At 63.8% G+C, this 17,665-nt stretch carries 4 protein-coding genes; all 4 read right to left on the bottom strand.

The window, feature by feature from the left end; translation table 11 throughout:
- Position 1: 1 nt before the first annotated feature.
- The 4 genes from M5B97_RS23685 to M5B97_RS23670 all read right to left on the bottom strand — a co-directional run bounded on the left by M5B97_RS23685 (position 2) and on the right by M5B97_RS23670 (position 17,481).
- Positions 2–1,801: a MotA/TolQ/ExbB proton channel family protein gene (locus M5B97_RS23685; protein WP_134661339.1), complete on the bottom strand. Its 1,800-nt coding sequence runs from the start codon at positions 1,799–1,801 to the stop codon at positions 2–4.
- A 24-nt stretch (positions 1,802–1,825) separates the two neighbouring features.
- On the bottom strand, positions 1,826–3,406 hold the full coding sequence (locus tag M5B97_RS23680; RefSeq protein ID WP_248732835.1) for a ShlB/FhaC/HecB family hemolysin secretion/activation protein: 1,581 nt from the start codon (positions 3,404–3,406) through the stop codon (positions 1,826–1,828).
- 77 nt (positions 3,407–3,483) lie between these two features.
- On the bottom strand, positions 3,484–3,819 hold the full coding sequence (locus tag M5B97_RS27695; protein WP_349292534.1) for a transposase: 336 nt from the start codon (positions 3,817–3,819) through the stop codon (positions 3,484–3,486).
- 1,035 nt (positions 3,820–4,854) lie between these two features.
- Complete coding sequence (locus tag M5B97_RS23670) at positions 4,855–17,481, bottom strand: filamentous haemagglutinin family protein (RefSeq protein ID WP_248732870.1); 12,627 nt, start codon at positions 17,479–17,481, stop codon at positions 4,855–4,857.
- Between the last annotated feature and the right edge of the window lie 184 nt (positions 17,482–17,665).

The following is a 17,665-nucleotide window of genomic DNA, read 5'->3' as shown; positions in this document are numbered from 1 at the left end:
CTCAGGCCGACACTGGGGCGTGATGCCCACGACGGTGCGCCGCTTCGCTGGACTGGCTCTCGCCGTGCATCTCCGCCAGGCGGGTGATGAACTCGTCGACGAACACCCGCATATCGGCGCTGACTTCCTTGTTGCGCGTAATCAGGCGGTTGTAGCCGAACAACGCCGGGATCGCGACAAACAGGCCCATGGCCGTGGCCAGCAAAGCCGCCGCCATGCCCGGGGCAATGGCGTTGATGTTCACGTCACCGGCCATGGCCGTGCCGAGGAACACCACCATGATCCCCAGCACCGTACCCAGCAGGCCGATATACGGGCCGCCAGCGATGGCGTTGGACAGGGTCGACAATTTGGAACTGAGTGCCTGGTTTTCCCGGGTACGCACGCCGTCCATGGAGCAGCGGATGGCTTCGATGGTGGCTGCCGACACCGACGATGTGTCGGCCCCCTGGGCACGGCGTGTGCGGATCTCCTTGATCGCCACGCGGTACAGGCGCCACAACGAAGAATGCTCCAGGCGCTCGGCCAGCACGGCATCGTCGTAGTACATCTCCAGGCGCGTACCGATCTGGGCGAACTCGCCGCGGAAGATCTCGTTGGCCGCGCTCACGCGGCTGACCATGCGGTTCTTGCGCAACATGATGAACCACGACTGGAACATCATCGCCACCAGCACCAGGATGATCACCCAGGCATCCACCGGCACGGCCTTGAGCAGGAAACCCAGGCTGCCGAAGCCAAAGCCCGACTGCTCTTCATCCACGCCGTAAACCACCAGTTTCGACTCGGCGCCCTGGGCACTGGCATCGGCCAGCAGCAGTGTGGCCGGACGGGCTACCTTGGACAGGCGCAACTCATCGATCGCCCCGGCGAACGGCAGGTGACCGTTGGCGGCTTCAGGCAGGTCGGCACCGAGCGCCAGTTGCGAATTGAACGCCGGCAACGCCACCGCCAGGCTCGCGGTTTCGCGACCGTTGACGTACAGCGCGAGCTTTTCACCTTCGGCGGTGAACGCCAGGTGTTGCCATTGGCCGGGGTTCAGCGGCTGGGTGGAGGCGGCGCGCTGGCCGTCAACCTCCACAAACGGAGTCCCTTGGTTCACACCGAGCACCAGGCTGTGCGGGCCATCGCGACGGGCCAATACCACCTGCTCGCCACTGGCCTGGTCCAGACGCAGCCAGGCACTGAAGGTGAATGCCCCACCTGCCGCGTGTTGCAACGACGGGCTGGCCGGCAGCAGCAACGGTTGACCGCCGAACTGCAAGGCGCGGCCGATCACGCCGTCGATGCTCGCGCCGCTGGCATTCACCGCCGTATTGCCATAAGCGGTGGTGTCCCGTGGCGGCGTGCCGTTGGCGCCATCGAAGTGGTAGAGGGCGGTGTAATTTGGGTCGAACGTCAGTTGGCCGTTGGCGGTGGACGGTGCTTTCTGGTTGCCGTAGTACATCCAGATGTCCTGGCGCTGGCCGCCTTCAACCTTGGGCACATCGACCCAGATCAGCGCCATGCCCATCAGTGGGTCAAAGCTTTCGATCTGGTGGTTGAACACGGTCTTGTCATCGGCACTGACAAAGCGCAGGTCGGCGCCATCGTCCTTGACCCCATCGAAGCTGAAATTGCCGGTGTGCAGGCGCACCAGCAGCGCGGTACGGCCCAGGGCCTGGTTGATCGCCGCGCCTTGGGCGGTGGTGTCCACGGTGATCTGTTTGCGGTAGTGCCAATCGTCCTGCCACCAGGCATGAGCGGTGGCCGGGAGTGTAAAGCCCAGGCAGATCAACAGGCTCAGGAATAGGCGTTGCATGGGTGAAGTCTCCGGAAGATAAGGTCAGAAAGTCGCCTGCACACTGAAGTGCAACCGCGAGTCCTGTTTCTGGGTGTTCGGTCCATCGAGCAGCGGGTAGCCCCAATCCAGGCTGCCGGATAACCATTTGCTCAAACTCGCGCGGGTGCCCAGGCCAACACTGGCCAGGCTGTATTCGTCTTCTTGCTCGGCAAGCGGTTTTTGCAGGCGCAGGCGCGCCCCCTCGGCGAACGCGTAGAAACGCCATTCCTGCACATTACTGCCGAGGAACTTGGCGAGGGACGGTGTGCGCATTTCCTGGGAGAACAGGATGCCCTCATCGCCCGTGCGCTCCGCAGCGAGGTAGCCGCGCACCGAAGTGGCCCCCCCGGCGGAATACTGTTCGTTGGAGACCAGCGGGCCCGAGGCCAGTTGGAAGCCGCCCTTGGTCGCCGACTGCCAGTCGTTGCCGAAGGTGTAGGTGTAATTCACGTCACCCTTGAGCACCGCGAAACTGGGGCTGGCCTTGTAGCGCTTGTACTCGAAGTCCTGTGAGTCGCTGCCATAGCCAAAGAACGCGCGGGTGCCCACCACCAGGTTCAAGCCCAGGCCCAGGGAAGACTGCTCGCTGTAGCGATAGCCGTTGTAGCCGAACGTGAATGGCGCGTATTTGAGCGGCACCTGATCACTGTTGCTGCCCAACTTCAGCTGTTCGTCGAAGTCCTTGAAGTCCACGCCGAAGGAGAACGAATGGGCCCAGTTATCACTGGCCGGCAGGTTGTAGATGGCCGACACACCGTAGGAATGGCCCTTGCCCAACACGTTGCTGCCGCCGATGGTTGCGATATTGCTGTCGGACTGGTAACCGGAGAACTGCAAGGTCCAGCGCTCATTCAACGGGGCGCTGTAAGAGCCCGACCAGACCTTGGCATTGCTGGTGTCCTCGGGTGCGGTGAAATAGGTCAGGGAAATGCTGTGCCCCAGTTGCCAGAGGTTGTCGTAACCCACGGTCGCTACCGAGCGCAGCTCTTTGGTGTCGGCGCTGTAGTCGTTGTTCAGGCCGACGCTGGCGTGCCAGGGGTTCTGGTCTTCCACCTGCAGGTCGACGTCCATGGTGCCCGGGCGCTGCCCTTCGCGTACCAGCGGCGTCACTTGCCGACCGACGCCACGGTTGAGCCCCGCCAGCTGGGTTTGCACGCTGGCGAAATCCGGCACCGTGCCTTCCTTGAGCGCCGGCACGTCTTCGCGGATTTCCACCGGCGAATAGTGCTTGGCGCCGACCACCCGCACCCGGCCGACCTTGGTTTCGCTGACTTGCAGATAGACGATGCCGTCATCGACTTTCTGCTCGGGCAACTCCACAAACACCGATTGGTAGCCGCGCGCCTGGTAGATCTTCTGCAACGCGTCGCGTGCGCCTTCAATATCGCCGAGGGTCTTTTGCGGCCCCAGGAACGGGTACACCGCTTCCTCGATCGCCGCCGCATCGAGTACGGTATTGCCGCGCACGAAGTATTCGTTGACGTCCACCCGGCGTGCCGCGCCCTCCTCTTCGGCCCACGCGGGTTGGGCCAAGGCCCCCAGCGTCAGGCACAGCGCCAGCGTTGACTTGAACAGATGCTCCACACCGCCCCCCGGTTGTCTAAAAAAGAGTTGTCTAGAAAAGTTGTGAGCCTTCGCCGATTGCACGGCGTTCGGCCTGCTCAATTGCTGCTGGTCGAAAGATGGCTGTGCCGGGCCAGCCAGGTGTGCAACAGGGCGAAGTTCAAGGAGAACTCCGGCATGTGCAGCAAGGCGCCACAAAACACTTCACCGATGATTTTCTGGATGAGTTGCACCGCGCGTGGGTTGTTCAGCAACGTGGCGATGTCGCGCTGCAGGGCGTGAATGCCCCACACTTTCTGGTTCAGGTCGAGGCCGACGAACCAGCGGAACAGCAGGTTGTAATTGAGCTGCTCGTGCAGCTGCTGTTCGCTGGGTACCGAATACAGCAGTTGCAGCAGCAGGATGTGCACCACCGTGTGCGGGGCAATCAACATGCCCGGCTCGGCCTGGAGCAGGTCACGGTGCTGGTCGAGCACTTCGTCGATCTGCGGGCGCAGCAACACCAGCGAGTGGCCGTCGGGGATGTAGCTGGAGACCTCCTTCAAGGCGCCCTGCCAATCGTCCTGAGAGACGATCCACACCCACGGCGCGCCGTAGCGGTACACCGAAACCGGCTTCTTGCGCGCGGCTTCGACGATCTTCGACAGGCGCTGATCGAGCTCCTGCATGCCGACTTTCGAGTAACGTTCCATAGTTCCCATGTGCCCCACTCCTGGCGTCCTGCTGACGGCTTTGGAGGGGACTTTTGATCGCCTCCAGCGCGTTACATAGGCAAGACGGGAGTGGATGCGGGCTACCGAACTTTTGTCATGAAAGCTTCATTTGGGATTGAGAGGGGGGCATTTTTTCAGCTGGGCTTTTTGGGTGCATATCCGTTATTTGGGTAACGGCGGCTTATGGTTCCGCTCTTACAGCGGCTCACTTTTGAAGAGCGCAAAAGTAAGCAAAACGCTCTTGCCCCACCACTCGGCACCTCGCTCAGGCTCGGTGTGCCCTCACTCCGGCTGTGGACCGTGGGCCGCCGTCATGGGCCATCCTTGGCCCAGGACGGCTAACCCGGCGTCCTGCCGGGTTACCCACGCTCCAAAGCCTGCGTTCGGCCAGCGTGGTTTAACGGGGCGCCTAAGATCAAGATCAAAAGCAAGAGCACAGCGGCCTACCGGCCGGCTTGAGTGGGGTGAAGCAACAGCAAAAACACACGCGCTTCTACAGAGAAGCAGCGCGGCGGCCCGCGGAGCAATGCCGGAGTGAGGGCACACCGAGCCTAAGCGAGGTGCCGACAGGCGGGGCAGAGCCCATTGCTTACTTTGGGCTGGGCCGGCATTCCGGCTTTTCCAAAGTGAGCCGCTGTAAGAGCGGAACCATAAGCCGCCGTTACCGCAGCAACGGATATGTACACCGCCACCCAAAAAAACGGGGCAATCATTGATCGCCCCCAAACGGTCCATCGAGAGGTCCTTCCAAAACCCTTACAAATTGATCTGCCGCCGCTCCTCATCCGTCAACCGCGCCTGCGCCTGTTCACTCAACGGCCCCGCGCCCAACACCTGCACCGGACTGTTCGGGTTGTACGCAGATGTCTTCTGTTGAGGCTCCGGCTCACGCGGCACCGGCTCAGTGCCAAACCCCAACACCTCCACCGTCACGATTGACGCCCGGCCCTGCTTCGCCGCCGCCTGCTGGCTGCGCGCCGCATCCTCCGCCGCCTGGGACGCCGCCGCGCCCGCCGCACTGGCCGAAGTCATCGCGCCGGTGTTCACCGCCGCCGTCACCGGCACCCCGGACGATTTGCCTTGGGTCTGGATGTTCGCCGCGTTGACCACACGCAAGGCGGCAATGTTGACGTTACCCGACACCCGAATGCCCGCTTCGCCCGCATCGATGGTGCCCGCAGGAGCCAACAGGTCGATGTCACCGGCCGGCACTTCGGCAATCGGCGCCAGGGTGGCAATACCCGCGCCGGAACTCGGCACGTTGGGCGACAAAGTCACATTGCCCCAGGTGTCATACACCCGCTTGGGCGGGGTGTAGAGCACAGTGGTTTTCGAGCCGCGCCCGGCGTTGATATCGCCTGAGTCGGACCAGGCTAGAATCGACCCGCCAAAGGTCGTCATGATGCGGCTCTGACCCAGCAGGATGCTGCCCTGGGCATACAGCTGGATGTCCCCGGCACCTTGGGTGATCACCCCGGCACTGGCCGGCGGTGCAGACCCTTCAATGCCGAACACCTGCTGACCGCCCGGTGTGAGCATCTGGATATCGCCACCAAACCGGGTATGCACCCCGGCACCGCCGTACAGGGTGATGTCGCCGTCATACACGATCGGGTTGCCCGCCACGTCCTTGCTCGGCAACAGCCGGTCGATGGCGGCGCGGCTGCGCACAAAGCTACCGGAACGCGGGCCGGCGGCCAGGTTGAACTCACGACCGCCCTCGCGCACCTCGGCGAAGTACACCGAGCGGGCGAAGATGCGTTGTTGCTCAGGGCCCAGGCCCGCGAAGTACGCCCGTGCCTGGTCGGCGTCGCCGCTGAAGGCATAGCGCTCCTTGAGCCATTGCAGCAGTTCGGCCTCATAGGTTTTCGCCACTTTGCCCGCCTGCCCGGCCAAGGGTACGCCTTCGACCGCCTGGTTGGCGCGGTCCAGGTAGGGCGTCACGAATTTCAGGTAATCCAGGCCATTGGACCCAACCCCGGCTTCCAGCACGATTGAGGCACCCGGGCGCGAGTCCCCCACCGCCACAGGTCCCAGGCTGGTGATCGAGGCTTTGTCTTCCATCAACAGGTTGCGCCCGGCGCTGACCTCCAACGTTCCGGGCCCGGCGACGCTGAAGTTGCTGTAGACGATGTCGCGCCCGGCCGAGACCACCGACACATCCTCGGGGCGGTTGTGAACGAACACGTTGCCGCTGCTTGCCCCGCTGTAATCGCCGTTATTGCCCCGCAGCGCAGGGAACACCGTCGGCTGGCCCAGATACGTGCCGGAACTGACGATGTCACGCCCTGCCCGCATCCATACCGGGCCTGCGGCTTCATAACGGACCTGCCCTTGCCGGTCACCGTTGAATGTGATGATTTCACCACTGCGCAAGCCTACGATATCGCCTTGCCGGGTATAAAACCTGGCCGGTTCTGACTGGGCGGCCGGGCGCGCAAGGTCGGTCAGGCTGCGCAAGGCAAACAACGACAGGTCATCTAGCATGGCGTTACTGCCCAGGTTGTCGACGACCTGGCTGAACCCGTTTCGGCCGACAAAGGCTGGCGCGAAAGGCGTCGGTATCGAAGCCAGACTGTCACCCGACTGGTTGACCGCGTAACCGCTGGCGTAGATTGAATCCCCGGCCAGCATCGCCAGCCGCCCGTTGCTCGACGGTGCAAGCAATAGTGAATACGCCGGGTTGTTAGGCTGCGGGCCGATGCCCAATGCTGACGCGCCGAGATAGATGCTGCCGTTGGCAGCCACCACGCCGAGTTTCGAAGGGAAAATAAAGCGTCCGTCGGTACTGGAGTAATTCTGCCCTTTCAACGGGGAAGCATCGCCACCTGGGCTAAGCGATACGCTCTGCACGCTAGGCGTCAAGCTGCCACCTGCGGAGAATAAGTCGATAGCCGTGCGCTCGGTCCATAACGAGAACCAAGTGGCCCCATTACCATAGTTTTGACCGTTGTAATTGAACGCCTGGTTATTTTCGGTAGAGACACGGCCAGGATCGCCGGTCCCCGCCAACACCAAGTCACCCCGGGTCGACAGGCTCGCCGTGGCATCACCAAGCATCAGCGTGATCCCGCCGGTGGCCGTACCCAGGCTCGCGGTGTACGGCGAGTAGGCCCGTGTGTCCTTGGCATCTTGATCGCCACTCATGCCGCCATAGTTCAAGGCAATCCCCCCCAGGCTGCCTGCCTGCAGGTTCAAGGCACCCCGCAGGTTGGTGAAGACACCATTGAGGCTGAGGGTTTCTGCTTTGACGTCGCCTGACAATGAACTGTCAGCATTAGGTCGCGTTGCACGAGCCTCCAGCCCCGGGTTCAAATCCCCGCCCATACGCACATCCAGGTCACCACCACCGGTCAGCAGCAGTTGGCCGTCAACGACCCGCCCGGTACTCCCAACCGCCAACACCAACCCTTCACTACGTGGTGCTGTCCTCCCACCCAGTGCGCCGCGTCGAGTCTGCATGCCGCCATCGCTGCCCAGGTCCAGGGTCAGGTTGCCGCCACCCAGGGTGCCGACACCGGTGAACCCCACCAGGCGTGGTAGCTGGTTTATCTGCGCAGCGTCTTCGAAATACATGTTGGCGCCGGCTTCGCTCTTTACGTAAGTGCCAAAGTTGACCCACCAACTGGTGGGTATGGGGGATACACCCGCAGTGTTGCCCGTGCCTTGGCGCCACAACCAGTTACCCAGGTTCGCACTGTTGAGTTGAATGCGACCGTCGTTGGGGGCTGCCACATCCGTGTTCGGCGTCCAGACATCGCCCGTCAGGCTACCGCCCGTGCGCAGCAATACATTGCCGCCGCCGTCGGGATACCAAGCGGCATAAGGGCTGGCGCTGCTCTCATTGACCAAGGCTTCATACGCCTTGGCCGCACTACCCAGTACCGTTCCATCCGCCGAGATCGTACGAGCCCGGTCAAAGTCCGCAGCGGCACTGCCTGCGCGAGAAGCGCTGGAGGTCCCTGCGGTGTAGATGCCATAAGGCGATTTCATCGCCACATTGCCTGAGGCGATCAGGTCCAGATCCCCGGTGCCGGTGCGCAATACGCTGAAGTGCTGACTCACTGGCGAAACCAGTTTCACGTCCCCGATGGTCACCTGCTCGGGTTTTGCCGGAATCGGCTCACCCAGGGAAACGCACATATCCGGGTCGCAGAAACTCTCGTCCGCCGAGGAGACCGGCTTGCCGGGAACAAAGCCGAAGAGCTCTGCAAGATCACTCCACACGTAATTGACGCGAACACACATTTGCGCTTCATCACAAAAGCCCCAATCAGCCTCCTGCACCGGCGTTCCTGCCTCGAAGCCAAACAACTCGGCGGCAAAATCGGTCCAGTACCAGGCCCCGCCTGGCCGCGCCGGCTGGGCCGGGATGATGATCTTGTCGTGGGTTTCGTAGATACCGTAGTGCGTGTCGGCCAGCGTCAGGTCACCGGCAAAGGCCGGCCGGATCGAGCGCGTGTCGGCAGCCTGGGTATCGGCGCCGGAAACAACGCGCAACGACCACGACTGCGAGCCCTCGGCCAGCATCGGTGCCACGGCCCAGTTCTGCCGCGCGGTAGCGCCGGTCACGGTACGCAACGGCACCGACACCATGCCGGTGGGCAGCTTGACGTTTGTGCCGTAAGGAATCAGCGCCCCCACCTTGAGCGCCAGGTCACCGGCCAGCAACACACCATCGGCCGCACCGCCCGACACGGCCCCACGGCTGGGCAACGGCACGCCCGCGGGCCAGGTCATGGCACGCAGGGAAGCGACGCCAGCCAATACCGTGCCCGCCTCCAGTTGCGTACCGGCGGCCAGCACTACAGGTTGTTGCAGCAACGTACCGGCGGCGTACAGCAGGTTGCCGGCGCCGTCGCGTACCGCCGCGCTCAACACGGTGTTGGCCGGCAGGGTCAGTGGCGCATCGAGCGTACCCAGGGTCGGCAGCACAGTGCCTTGGGCCAAGCTGGTGGCCTGCATCGGCAATGGGTAGTTGAGGGTCTTGCCGGTAGGGAACGCACTGCCATTCGCCAGGACCACACCAGGGCCGGGCACGATCACATCGGAGCCAAACCCTTGCAGGCCCGGGGTCAATACCCAGCCATTGTCATCCGGCGTTACCGGCGGCGGCGCAAAACCGTCGTTGATGCTGCCGTAGACGTTGATGTTGCCACCGGCACGTACCACCAGGCTGCCCACTTCACCCGAACCGTATACCGAGGTCTTCGGTGTATTGGGGTTGACGCTGGCGTAACGGTAACCGGAAAGGTCGAGGTCGCCACTGACCACCAGGTCGCCCTGGGTGACGATTTCAACACCTGGACGCAGGTGGAAGGCATCGGTGTAGCGGCTGTTGTTCAAGCCCGCGAGTTTGCCCTGCATCAACCCGGTGTTGTTCAAGGCGTTGTTGATAAAGGCTTCGGCAAGGTCATGCTTTTGCTTCAGGTAATTCTGGTCGATCACCTGGTACGGCTGGCCACTGGCCGAAGGCACGGTGCCAAGCGGTGCATCGGTATAACGAGCCACTGCGTTTACCGCAATGGAGCGGGCACCCTGAACGTCGATCCGCCCACTCGCATCAATGGCCACGTCATTGGCATTGAGCCGTGGTGCATTGAGCTCTAGGGTGCCGCGGGCTACACCGTCGTATTGCCCACGGCCACTACCCTGGGTCGTCGCAGTGCCGTGGCGCAGGTCAATACGCACACCATCGGCCAGGGTCAGCTGACCGTCGCCGCTGTTGAGTTCCACCACTGCCCGGTTCGGCGCATCGATAATCTTGCCGTAGCTGTCGACCCGCAGAGCCGTGCCGTGGGCATCCAGTACTGCACTGCCGGCGAGGCTCAGGCCCTGCTTGCCGGCCAGGCGAATGCTGCCGACCCGCTCGCCACTGGCATCGACGGTACCCACCACCGTCAGGCTGCCGTTATCCACCGAGACGTTGACTTGGTTGGCTTTAAGCTCATCGCCAATCACCAGGTTGCCTTGCTTGAGCTGGAAGCTGCGCGAGCCGAACACCTGGCCTTGGTTCAAGCGCTGGTTCAGGGCGGCGAAATCACCCATCTGCTGCGCTCGGATGTCCACACCACCCGCCTTGTACGGCACCAGAGTGCCACCGGCATCGTAATAGCCGCTGCTGCCGGCGCGAATCTGCCCTTGCAGGTCAACCTGACCCGCGCCATCGTCCACCGCCACCGCCTTGAGCAAACCACCCTGGTTGAACTGCGCGGACATATCGATCAGCGCGCCTGCCGCCTGGCGAATATTGCCGTGGCGGCTCTCCAGGCTCACATCACCGCCCCAGCTGTATTGGCTCACATCGTTGATCTGTACTTTGCGCCCACTGAGGTCCAGCCGCGAAGCCGCGCCCAGGGTCAGTTCCTCATCGGCGCTGAGGGTCAGCTTGCCGCTGGGCAGCACGACCGAGGTATCGACGCCTACACTGCGCCCGGACAGCATCAACTCCGCCCCCAGGGCGTCGATGGCGGCCGCATCCACCGATGCCGCACCGCTGGCCGGGGCCGTCACGGTGACTGTGCCACCGGCGCTGATGCGATTGACCGAACCCGCTTCGCCGGTCAGCAAAGGCGTGGTGATGGCCAGATTGCCGCCGCTGTAGGCGAAGCCCTTGCCGGCTTCATAGGCACCCTGGGCCTGGTGCACCGCCAGGCTGCCTTTGTGGTTGGCGCTGATGCGCTCACTGGCATTGAGATTGACGTTGGCGAAACCCAGGGTCATCCGGCCATCGTTGGCCAGGCTGTCGGGCTGGGTATTTCGGCCATAACCGAACTCGATGCGCCGCGCCTGCAACGTCAGCGTGCCACTGCCGGTGCCTGCGCCGTTGCTGATCACGGCGGGCGGCGCAGTTTTGTCGCCGCCCCATACCAAGGTGCCGGTCTGGATCAGCGCCACGTCACTCGCGCTGCCGTACCCGTAGATCGCCGGCGTGGTCAGCAGAAGTTCATCAAGCAGCGATTTGCCCGAACTGTCGAGGGTACTCAAGCTGGCGCTGCCATAGAAATTCAACGATTGCCCGGCGGTCAGCGCCAGGCTTTGCAGGGCCGGGGCGCCATTGGCGGTGTCACCCCGCAACAGGCGATCCAGCACTTGCTGGTTGAGGCTCAAGCCCGACGGCAACACGCCACGCGCAGCCGCTTCGGCCAGCGCCTCGGCACTGCCGACGTTGATCCCGCCCACCGCCAGTGCCAGATGGCGGGTGCCGTAGCGCACGCTGTCGCCCAACGCAAACCGGTTGGTGGTAGCAAACGCAATCGAGCCCTCGGAATACAGCGACGTATCACCGCCGCAAGCCCCTGGATTGCATTGGCCAATGAGGATGCTGCCCGGCCCCAGGCCATTGGCGCCGCTGGTCGGCGCCAGCATCTGCAGACGCCCATTGGAGACGGCCAATACACTGCGATCGCCAGGCCGATAAATAAAGCCATTATCCGAATCATAGGCAGCCTTGCCGCGACCGAGGGTATTGATCGACGCGCCTTGTTCGATCTCAATGGCACCCGAAGTTCTTCCTGTCATCAAGAACACTTCCGGTGCCGCCAGTGTGGCGCCCTGACGTACGACAACCGACTGCGCAGTGGTTCCTGTGTCGAACCCGACGAAGTTGCCGCCCTGGCCATACACCACCGTCGTTTCGCCGCCCACCACCAGGCGGGCCGCGCCCAGGGCATTCAAATCGCTGGCGCGCACCGATACCATCGACGCCGTGTGACTGGCCTGAGCGGTATCAGCAACCACCTCGATAGCATTACCGCCACTCAGCACCGCAACCGTGGCACCAAACCCACCTTCGGCGGGTTTGAATCGCCCCTCGCCGTCAAAGCTGAACCCCTGGCCTTGCTGACCAGGGATCAATTGCAGCTTCAAGGTCTTGGCGTCGGCCTCAAGCGCGCCACGCGGCACCCCCAGGCGTGCCGCATCAGCACGAACGAAATCGGCATAGGAGGTTTCGTTGTATTGCGAATACCGGCGCAATACCGCCGCCGGGGTGACGATCACCTGGCTCGATAAACTGTCGCGAATGCCGGATCCGGCAATCGACAGGAATCCTTCGGTTGACCAGGAACCGTTATTCATGACTGAGGCGCTGCGCATCGAACCGCTGGCGAATGGCGCTGCCAAGCCGTTGAGCTCTACCCGAAACGCACCCGGCAACAGGGCATAAGTGGACGGCAGCAAGGTGTAGGTGCCTGCTGGAAGGCCCGGCACACCTGCCCCGATATTGATTTGTTGACCTGCCAGCGGCTGGGTAGCCCCCGCCTCGCCACCGCTGGGTGCTACGCCCGGCTGCACGCCCGGAACAATGGCGTAGACCGGGTTGGTCGCCAGCCCCGGCAAGGTAAAGCGCCCGTCCGCGCCCATCTGTACCAACGGGTTGTAGCGTGCATCGGTGGAGCCCCCGCGCCCGGAAACAAACGCCGCGCCGAGCAGTTCGCCGCCACCGCTGAGGTCCAGCACCGCGTCCTGCTGCACATTCAGCGAGCGCCCCGCCAGTTGCACGCCCACCGCCAGGTTGCCCGTTGCACGGGTACCGCCGGCGCCCAACAGTTCCACCTGCTTGCCGTTGTACTGCCAAGTCACGCCGTCGACTGTCCCGCCATAAGGCAGCACCAGGCCACCGGCGCTGACGGAGGTCAGGCTGCCAGGCAGCAGGTTGAGCACTTTGGTCGAACGAACGATGTCAGCACTCACACCCAGCGTCAGCGCGCCCATGGGGGCCCGCAACACACCACCTTGTTCGATGGTCGAAGCGCCCAGTAACAAGCTGCCGAACACCGAATAAGGCTGGGCCGGAGCCAAATTGCCGACTCTGCCGATGCGCAGGGTCCGTGTCGGATCAAAGTCGCTGTTGAGCCCGGTGTTGCCGGCCATGACTTCGGCAACAGCTCCGGTCGCCGGGTAAATCTGTGCGGCCGTGAGGTTCAGGTCAGCCTGGGTGGTCAAGGTGGTTTTGGTCTTGAACGTAGTGCCCGCCAAAAAACGCATGTCGCCTTGACTGACCAGATCGGCCTGATCGAACGCACGTCGATCAATCCCGTCGGCCAGCGCTTTCGAGCGTTCGGCATGGGCACCGAAGTTAACCCCGTCACGCACATCCAGCACGTTTGCAGCTTCAACCCTCAAGCGGCCCGCTGAGCCCTGAGTGGAAACGCCGCCCTGGACCGTCGGGCGAACCGAGCCGTCAGTGCCTTCGCTGTTGTTGCCAACCCCGGCCAGGCGCACATAGGGCGCCGCCAATAGCACGCTGGTCTGTCGGGACGCCCCATCCGTCAAGGCCATGGCCCCGGCGTACAGGCTCAGGCTCTGCCCCAGGCGCAGCGACACGTCACCCTCGAAGCTGACCAGGCCATTACTGAGCAGCGACAGGTTATCAAAGCCACCCGCGTTGACCCGGTCGACCGTCAGCCGGCCATGGCCGTAAGTCAGGCCGCCGGCGACCGATTCGGGCGTGCCGCCATCGGGCAACGATGTGCCTGAGTCGGAGGCGCTGACGACCAATTCGCGTGCTTGCCGCACGCGGGCGTTGGCCGCATCGCCATAAAGCGGTGCTTCCAGGGCCACGTTCAGGCTGCCGCCCGCCGCCCCCGCGCCTCCGCTGTTGGCCACGAGTGTGCCGTCCAGGTACACGCCGTTGTTGGATGCCAGCGAGATACTGCCCCCCCGGCTGGCAACCCTCCTCGGACCGGCACCGGTCAGGTCCAGCAGCGCCTGGGTGCCCGAGGCGTCAAGACGGGCGCCTTCACGTACCACCACGAACACGTTGGCTGCCGTGGCGATCCCGGTGGCCGGGTCGATGACTCCGCCAATGACGATATTGCCGCCCTGCCCCACCACGCCATAGCGCCGACCCAGGCTGTCGACGGCGCTGACCGCCCGCGCGGCCACATCCAGCACAGCGTGCTCGCCAATCCAGATCGAACGGCCATGGCCCTGGTTTTCAACGCTGCTCGCCACGGTGGGCTGCACGCTGACGCCGCCCAGGGTGATGTTGCCGCCCCAGGCGTTCAAGGTGCCGTCCACTGTCAGTTGGCCAACACTGCGTAGGCTGATCGCTTGGCCTGGGTCAACATTGATCTGCGTGCCCTGGCCAATGCGCACTTGCGCCGAGGCCATCTGCGCCGCTGTCGACAGCAGGGTGCCGGCCTGCAGGCTCAGGCTCGCACCTTTGCGTGCGGTCAACTGGCCCTTGGTGGGGGTTTCCCGGTATTGCGGCGGGGTCCAGACCTCAAGCGCGTTGCGCGGGTCGGCACCACTCGCCAGGTTTTGCGCGGTGTCATTGAGGCGGTACACCGGTGCGGTCACGCTGACCTGGGTTCCGTCGGCAACCAGCAAACCTTCATTGCCGGTGATGTCATAGGCGCCGAAGCCCTTGTTGAAGAACCCGCTGCCCAGTTGCAGCGTACCGGCCTGGGGGGCGACAGGCTGATCACTGATCAGCACCTTGCCAGCCTGCACACTCAGGCGCCCACCGCCATTGACCCCATAGCCGATCAATTCACCGTTGAGGGCCAGGTTGCCCCGGCTGTCGGCGCTGTTGGCGTTCGCCGCGAGCGTCACGTCACCGCCCTTGCCGCCGACCAGCTGGTTCCTGGCATCCAGGGCCGCACCGGAGGACACGTCCACCCGGCTACCCGTCGCCAGCGTCACATCGCCGCTGCTGCGCACCAGCACGCTACCACCGTTGAGGTAGGGCAAACGGCTGCTATCGTTGGCGCTCAACAACTGGTTGCTCCACAAGCCGCTGGTGTCCAGGGCCACGCCGCTGTTCACCGTCAAGCTGCCGCGAGCGCCAAGGGTCACGTCGTTCCTGCCGGCCGAGGTGATCTGTGCCAACACATTGCCCAGTTGCAGGCTGCCGGAATGCGCGGTCAGGTTGGCATTCACTTCGACCTTGGGTCCGAACAGGGTGATGTCGCCGGCCGGTGCAACCTCCAGCGCGCCATTGACCAGAATCGAGCCGGTGCTGGCGATGTTGATCGCGCCCAGCTTCGTCGCGTTCAGGGCGTCGCTGTCCAGATACAGCGTGGACGCCCGCTCGGCCGGCAACACGCTGTTCAAGTCCAACCCTGCCGCGATGGCCGGCGCTCGCGGTCCCAGCACGACGTTTTTCACCGTGGTGGCATCCGCGCCCAGGGCGTACTGCAACTGGGCGCTGTCCTTGACGTAATACGGCACGTAGCTGCCGACCATCAATGCGGCGCCCCGGGCCACGGCTTTTTGCGATTGCAGGTAACCGTCCAAGCCCTTTTGCGCAGCCTGGGTCTGGCGATCGCCCTGGTAAGTGTCACCGACAACCTGCCCCTCGAGCACCGCGCCGGCGGTACTGATGACCAGGCGCCCGGCATCACGGCCCACGGTGTAGCCGGCCTCGCTGCGTTCGCGGGGTGCGATCAACGGGTTGTAGTAATAGTCGGTCACGCCCCAGCGCTGGCTATGGTCTTCGTACCCCTTGTAGATCCCGCTGTAGAGCAGGTCCCCGGGTGCGCTGGACAGCTCATACAGACGCCCGTCCGGGCCTTTGAGCCAGGTTTGCTTGACCTTGCCCGCCTGCACGTCGAGGGTGCCGCCCGACAGGTTGATCTGCGAGCCGTCCTGGGTGACCACGTCCTTGCCGCTGAACGTCACCGTGCCGCCCTGGGCCATCCACTCACCAATCCCATGGTTGCGGGTGCCCAGGTAACCGCCCACCTCCAGCAAGCCGCCGGCGGTGTACCAACGGTCCGTGGCATAGCCGTTAGTGCCGGCCGGGACGAAAATCAGGTCGCGTACATCCACCCAGACGTCGTTGTTATTGAGGGCCTTGCCATCGCGGTTGACCGCCGCATCGCGCTGCTCGTTGCCCTGGATGTTGACCTTGACGCTGTTTGACTCCATCGCCAACTTGACCCCGATGGCGCCGGAGACATCGATCACCGCACCGTCACGCACCAAGCTGCGCTGCGCGGCCTTGACGCCGACCTGGCCACCGGTGGCCAGGGTCAGGGAGCCCTTGCGAAAATCCACGCTGCCGTCGCTGGTGATCTCCACCAGGGACTGGTCGCGGCGGTAGGCGTCAGCGGGCACGACGTTGCCGGTCTGGTCAACCGACGGCGTGAGCAACCCGGCACGCTGGCTGTCGAGGGCATTGCTGGTGTCGAGCACAATGGCGCTGAGGCTGCCCTCTCCCATGGTCACGCTGGCGTCGTTGCCCGTGCCCTTCAAGTGCAAGGTGCCCCGGGCGTCCACCGAGGAGCTGGAGAGCAGCACCCCGTTTTGCAGCACTTGCTGGGCAGTCAGGGTGATGTCGCCGGTGGAAGCCTGGATCAATCCGCTGTTACTGGCCTTGCCACTGCCGGTGACGCTGACTTCATTGCCACGTGTAGTGGAGGTGACATTGCCATCGGTGCTGTAACCCTTCCTGATCACAAAGCTGTCACCCGCCGCCAGGACCGTCTGGCCCCGCGCGGTGGAAATGCTCCCGGCGTTCTCCACCTCTTTGCCGAGCAACAGCACGTAACCGCCGCCGGCGGTGGACGTGGCGGGCACCTGGGTCTGGATCTGCGCGCCGCGCTCGACCGTCACGTTACCGGCGGCTTGAGTAAAACTCGGCGCGCTATTACCTGAGCTGTACAAGCCCCTGGCGGTGAATTGTTCATCCGTGAACCCGGTGGCCGCAGCCACCAGGTTGCGCACGTTGACCTGGCTTGTGCCGCTGAACACCACGCCGTTGCCGTTGACGATCATCACCGTGCCGTCGGCCTTGATCGCCCCCTGGATCTGGCTCGGCGCGGTGCTGTTGTTGATCTTGTTGAGCACGGCCCAATCGCTGTTCTGCTGGAACTGCACGGTGGTGTCGCGGCCGACGTTGAAGGTTTGCCAATTGAGGATGGCCTTGTCGGCCGTCTGCTTGATCGACACCAGGGTCTTGCCGTTGGCGTCGGTCTGCACCGGGCCTTCGGCGTTGACGAACAGCGGCTTGCCGTCCGCGCCGATCACCACGTTCAAGCCATTGCCGCCCAGGCCGTTATGGATGGTCTGCGGCCCTGCACTGGCGTTGCCCCTCGCCGCTGCCTGCGCGGCCTGTTGCGCGGCAATCGCGGCGACGCTGGTGTTGAGGTTCTGCAATGAGCGCTGCAACTGTTCGTTGCCGCGCTGCTGCTGGGACAACGGTGGCGGCGTGCCCGGCGTCACCACGCCCGGGCGCACACTGCCCGCCGCCTGCGCCGTGCCCTTGGCGGCAAACCAACCCGAACTGAACGCCTGAGGCTGCGCCGCATGGGCACCACCGGCAAACACCATCAACGCGATCACCTGCGCCAGGGGCTTGAGGAGCAACACTTGACCTGCAGTGGCAGGCGCCTTGGCGGCACGGGTAGCGGATGGCTTGAGTCGGGAACGCATCACTTACAGGTCCTTTTGACGGGGCAGGCGAACGACGGCGCGCAAACACAGCGCGGGCACGTGCAGTGGTTATTGCTTAAGGCGGTTGCCGGAGGGCGCGACCGAACTGTTGTCACACAATGTTCATGCGTTGCGGTTCAACTGGTTCGCTGGGCTGGAAAACGACAAAACCGGCAATGACACG

This window comes from Pseudomonas sp. MWU13-2517 (genome assembly GCF_023242545.1).
In the GTDB taxonomy this organism is placed as follows: Bacteria; Pseudomonadota; Gammaproteobacteria; order Pseudomonadales; family Pseudomonadaceae; genus Aquipseudomonas.
Note: the sequence above shows the minus strand (reverse complement) of the source record. Positions and strands in the feature narration are given on the sequence as shown.

Coding starts and splice junctions, on each gene's coding strand:
- M5B97_RS23670 (WP_248732870.1), bottom strand. CDS start 17,481: ATGCGTTCCCGACTCAAGCCATCCGCTACCCGTGCCGCCAAGGCGCCT.
- M5B97_RS23685 (WP_134661339.1), bottom strand. CDS start 1,801: ATGCAACGCCTATTCCTGAGCCTGTTGATCTGCCTGGGCTTTACACTC.
- M5B97_RS27695 (WP_349292534.1), bottom strand. CDS start 3,819: ATGTTGATTGCCCCGCACACGGTGGTGCACATCCTGCTGCTGCAACTG.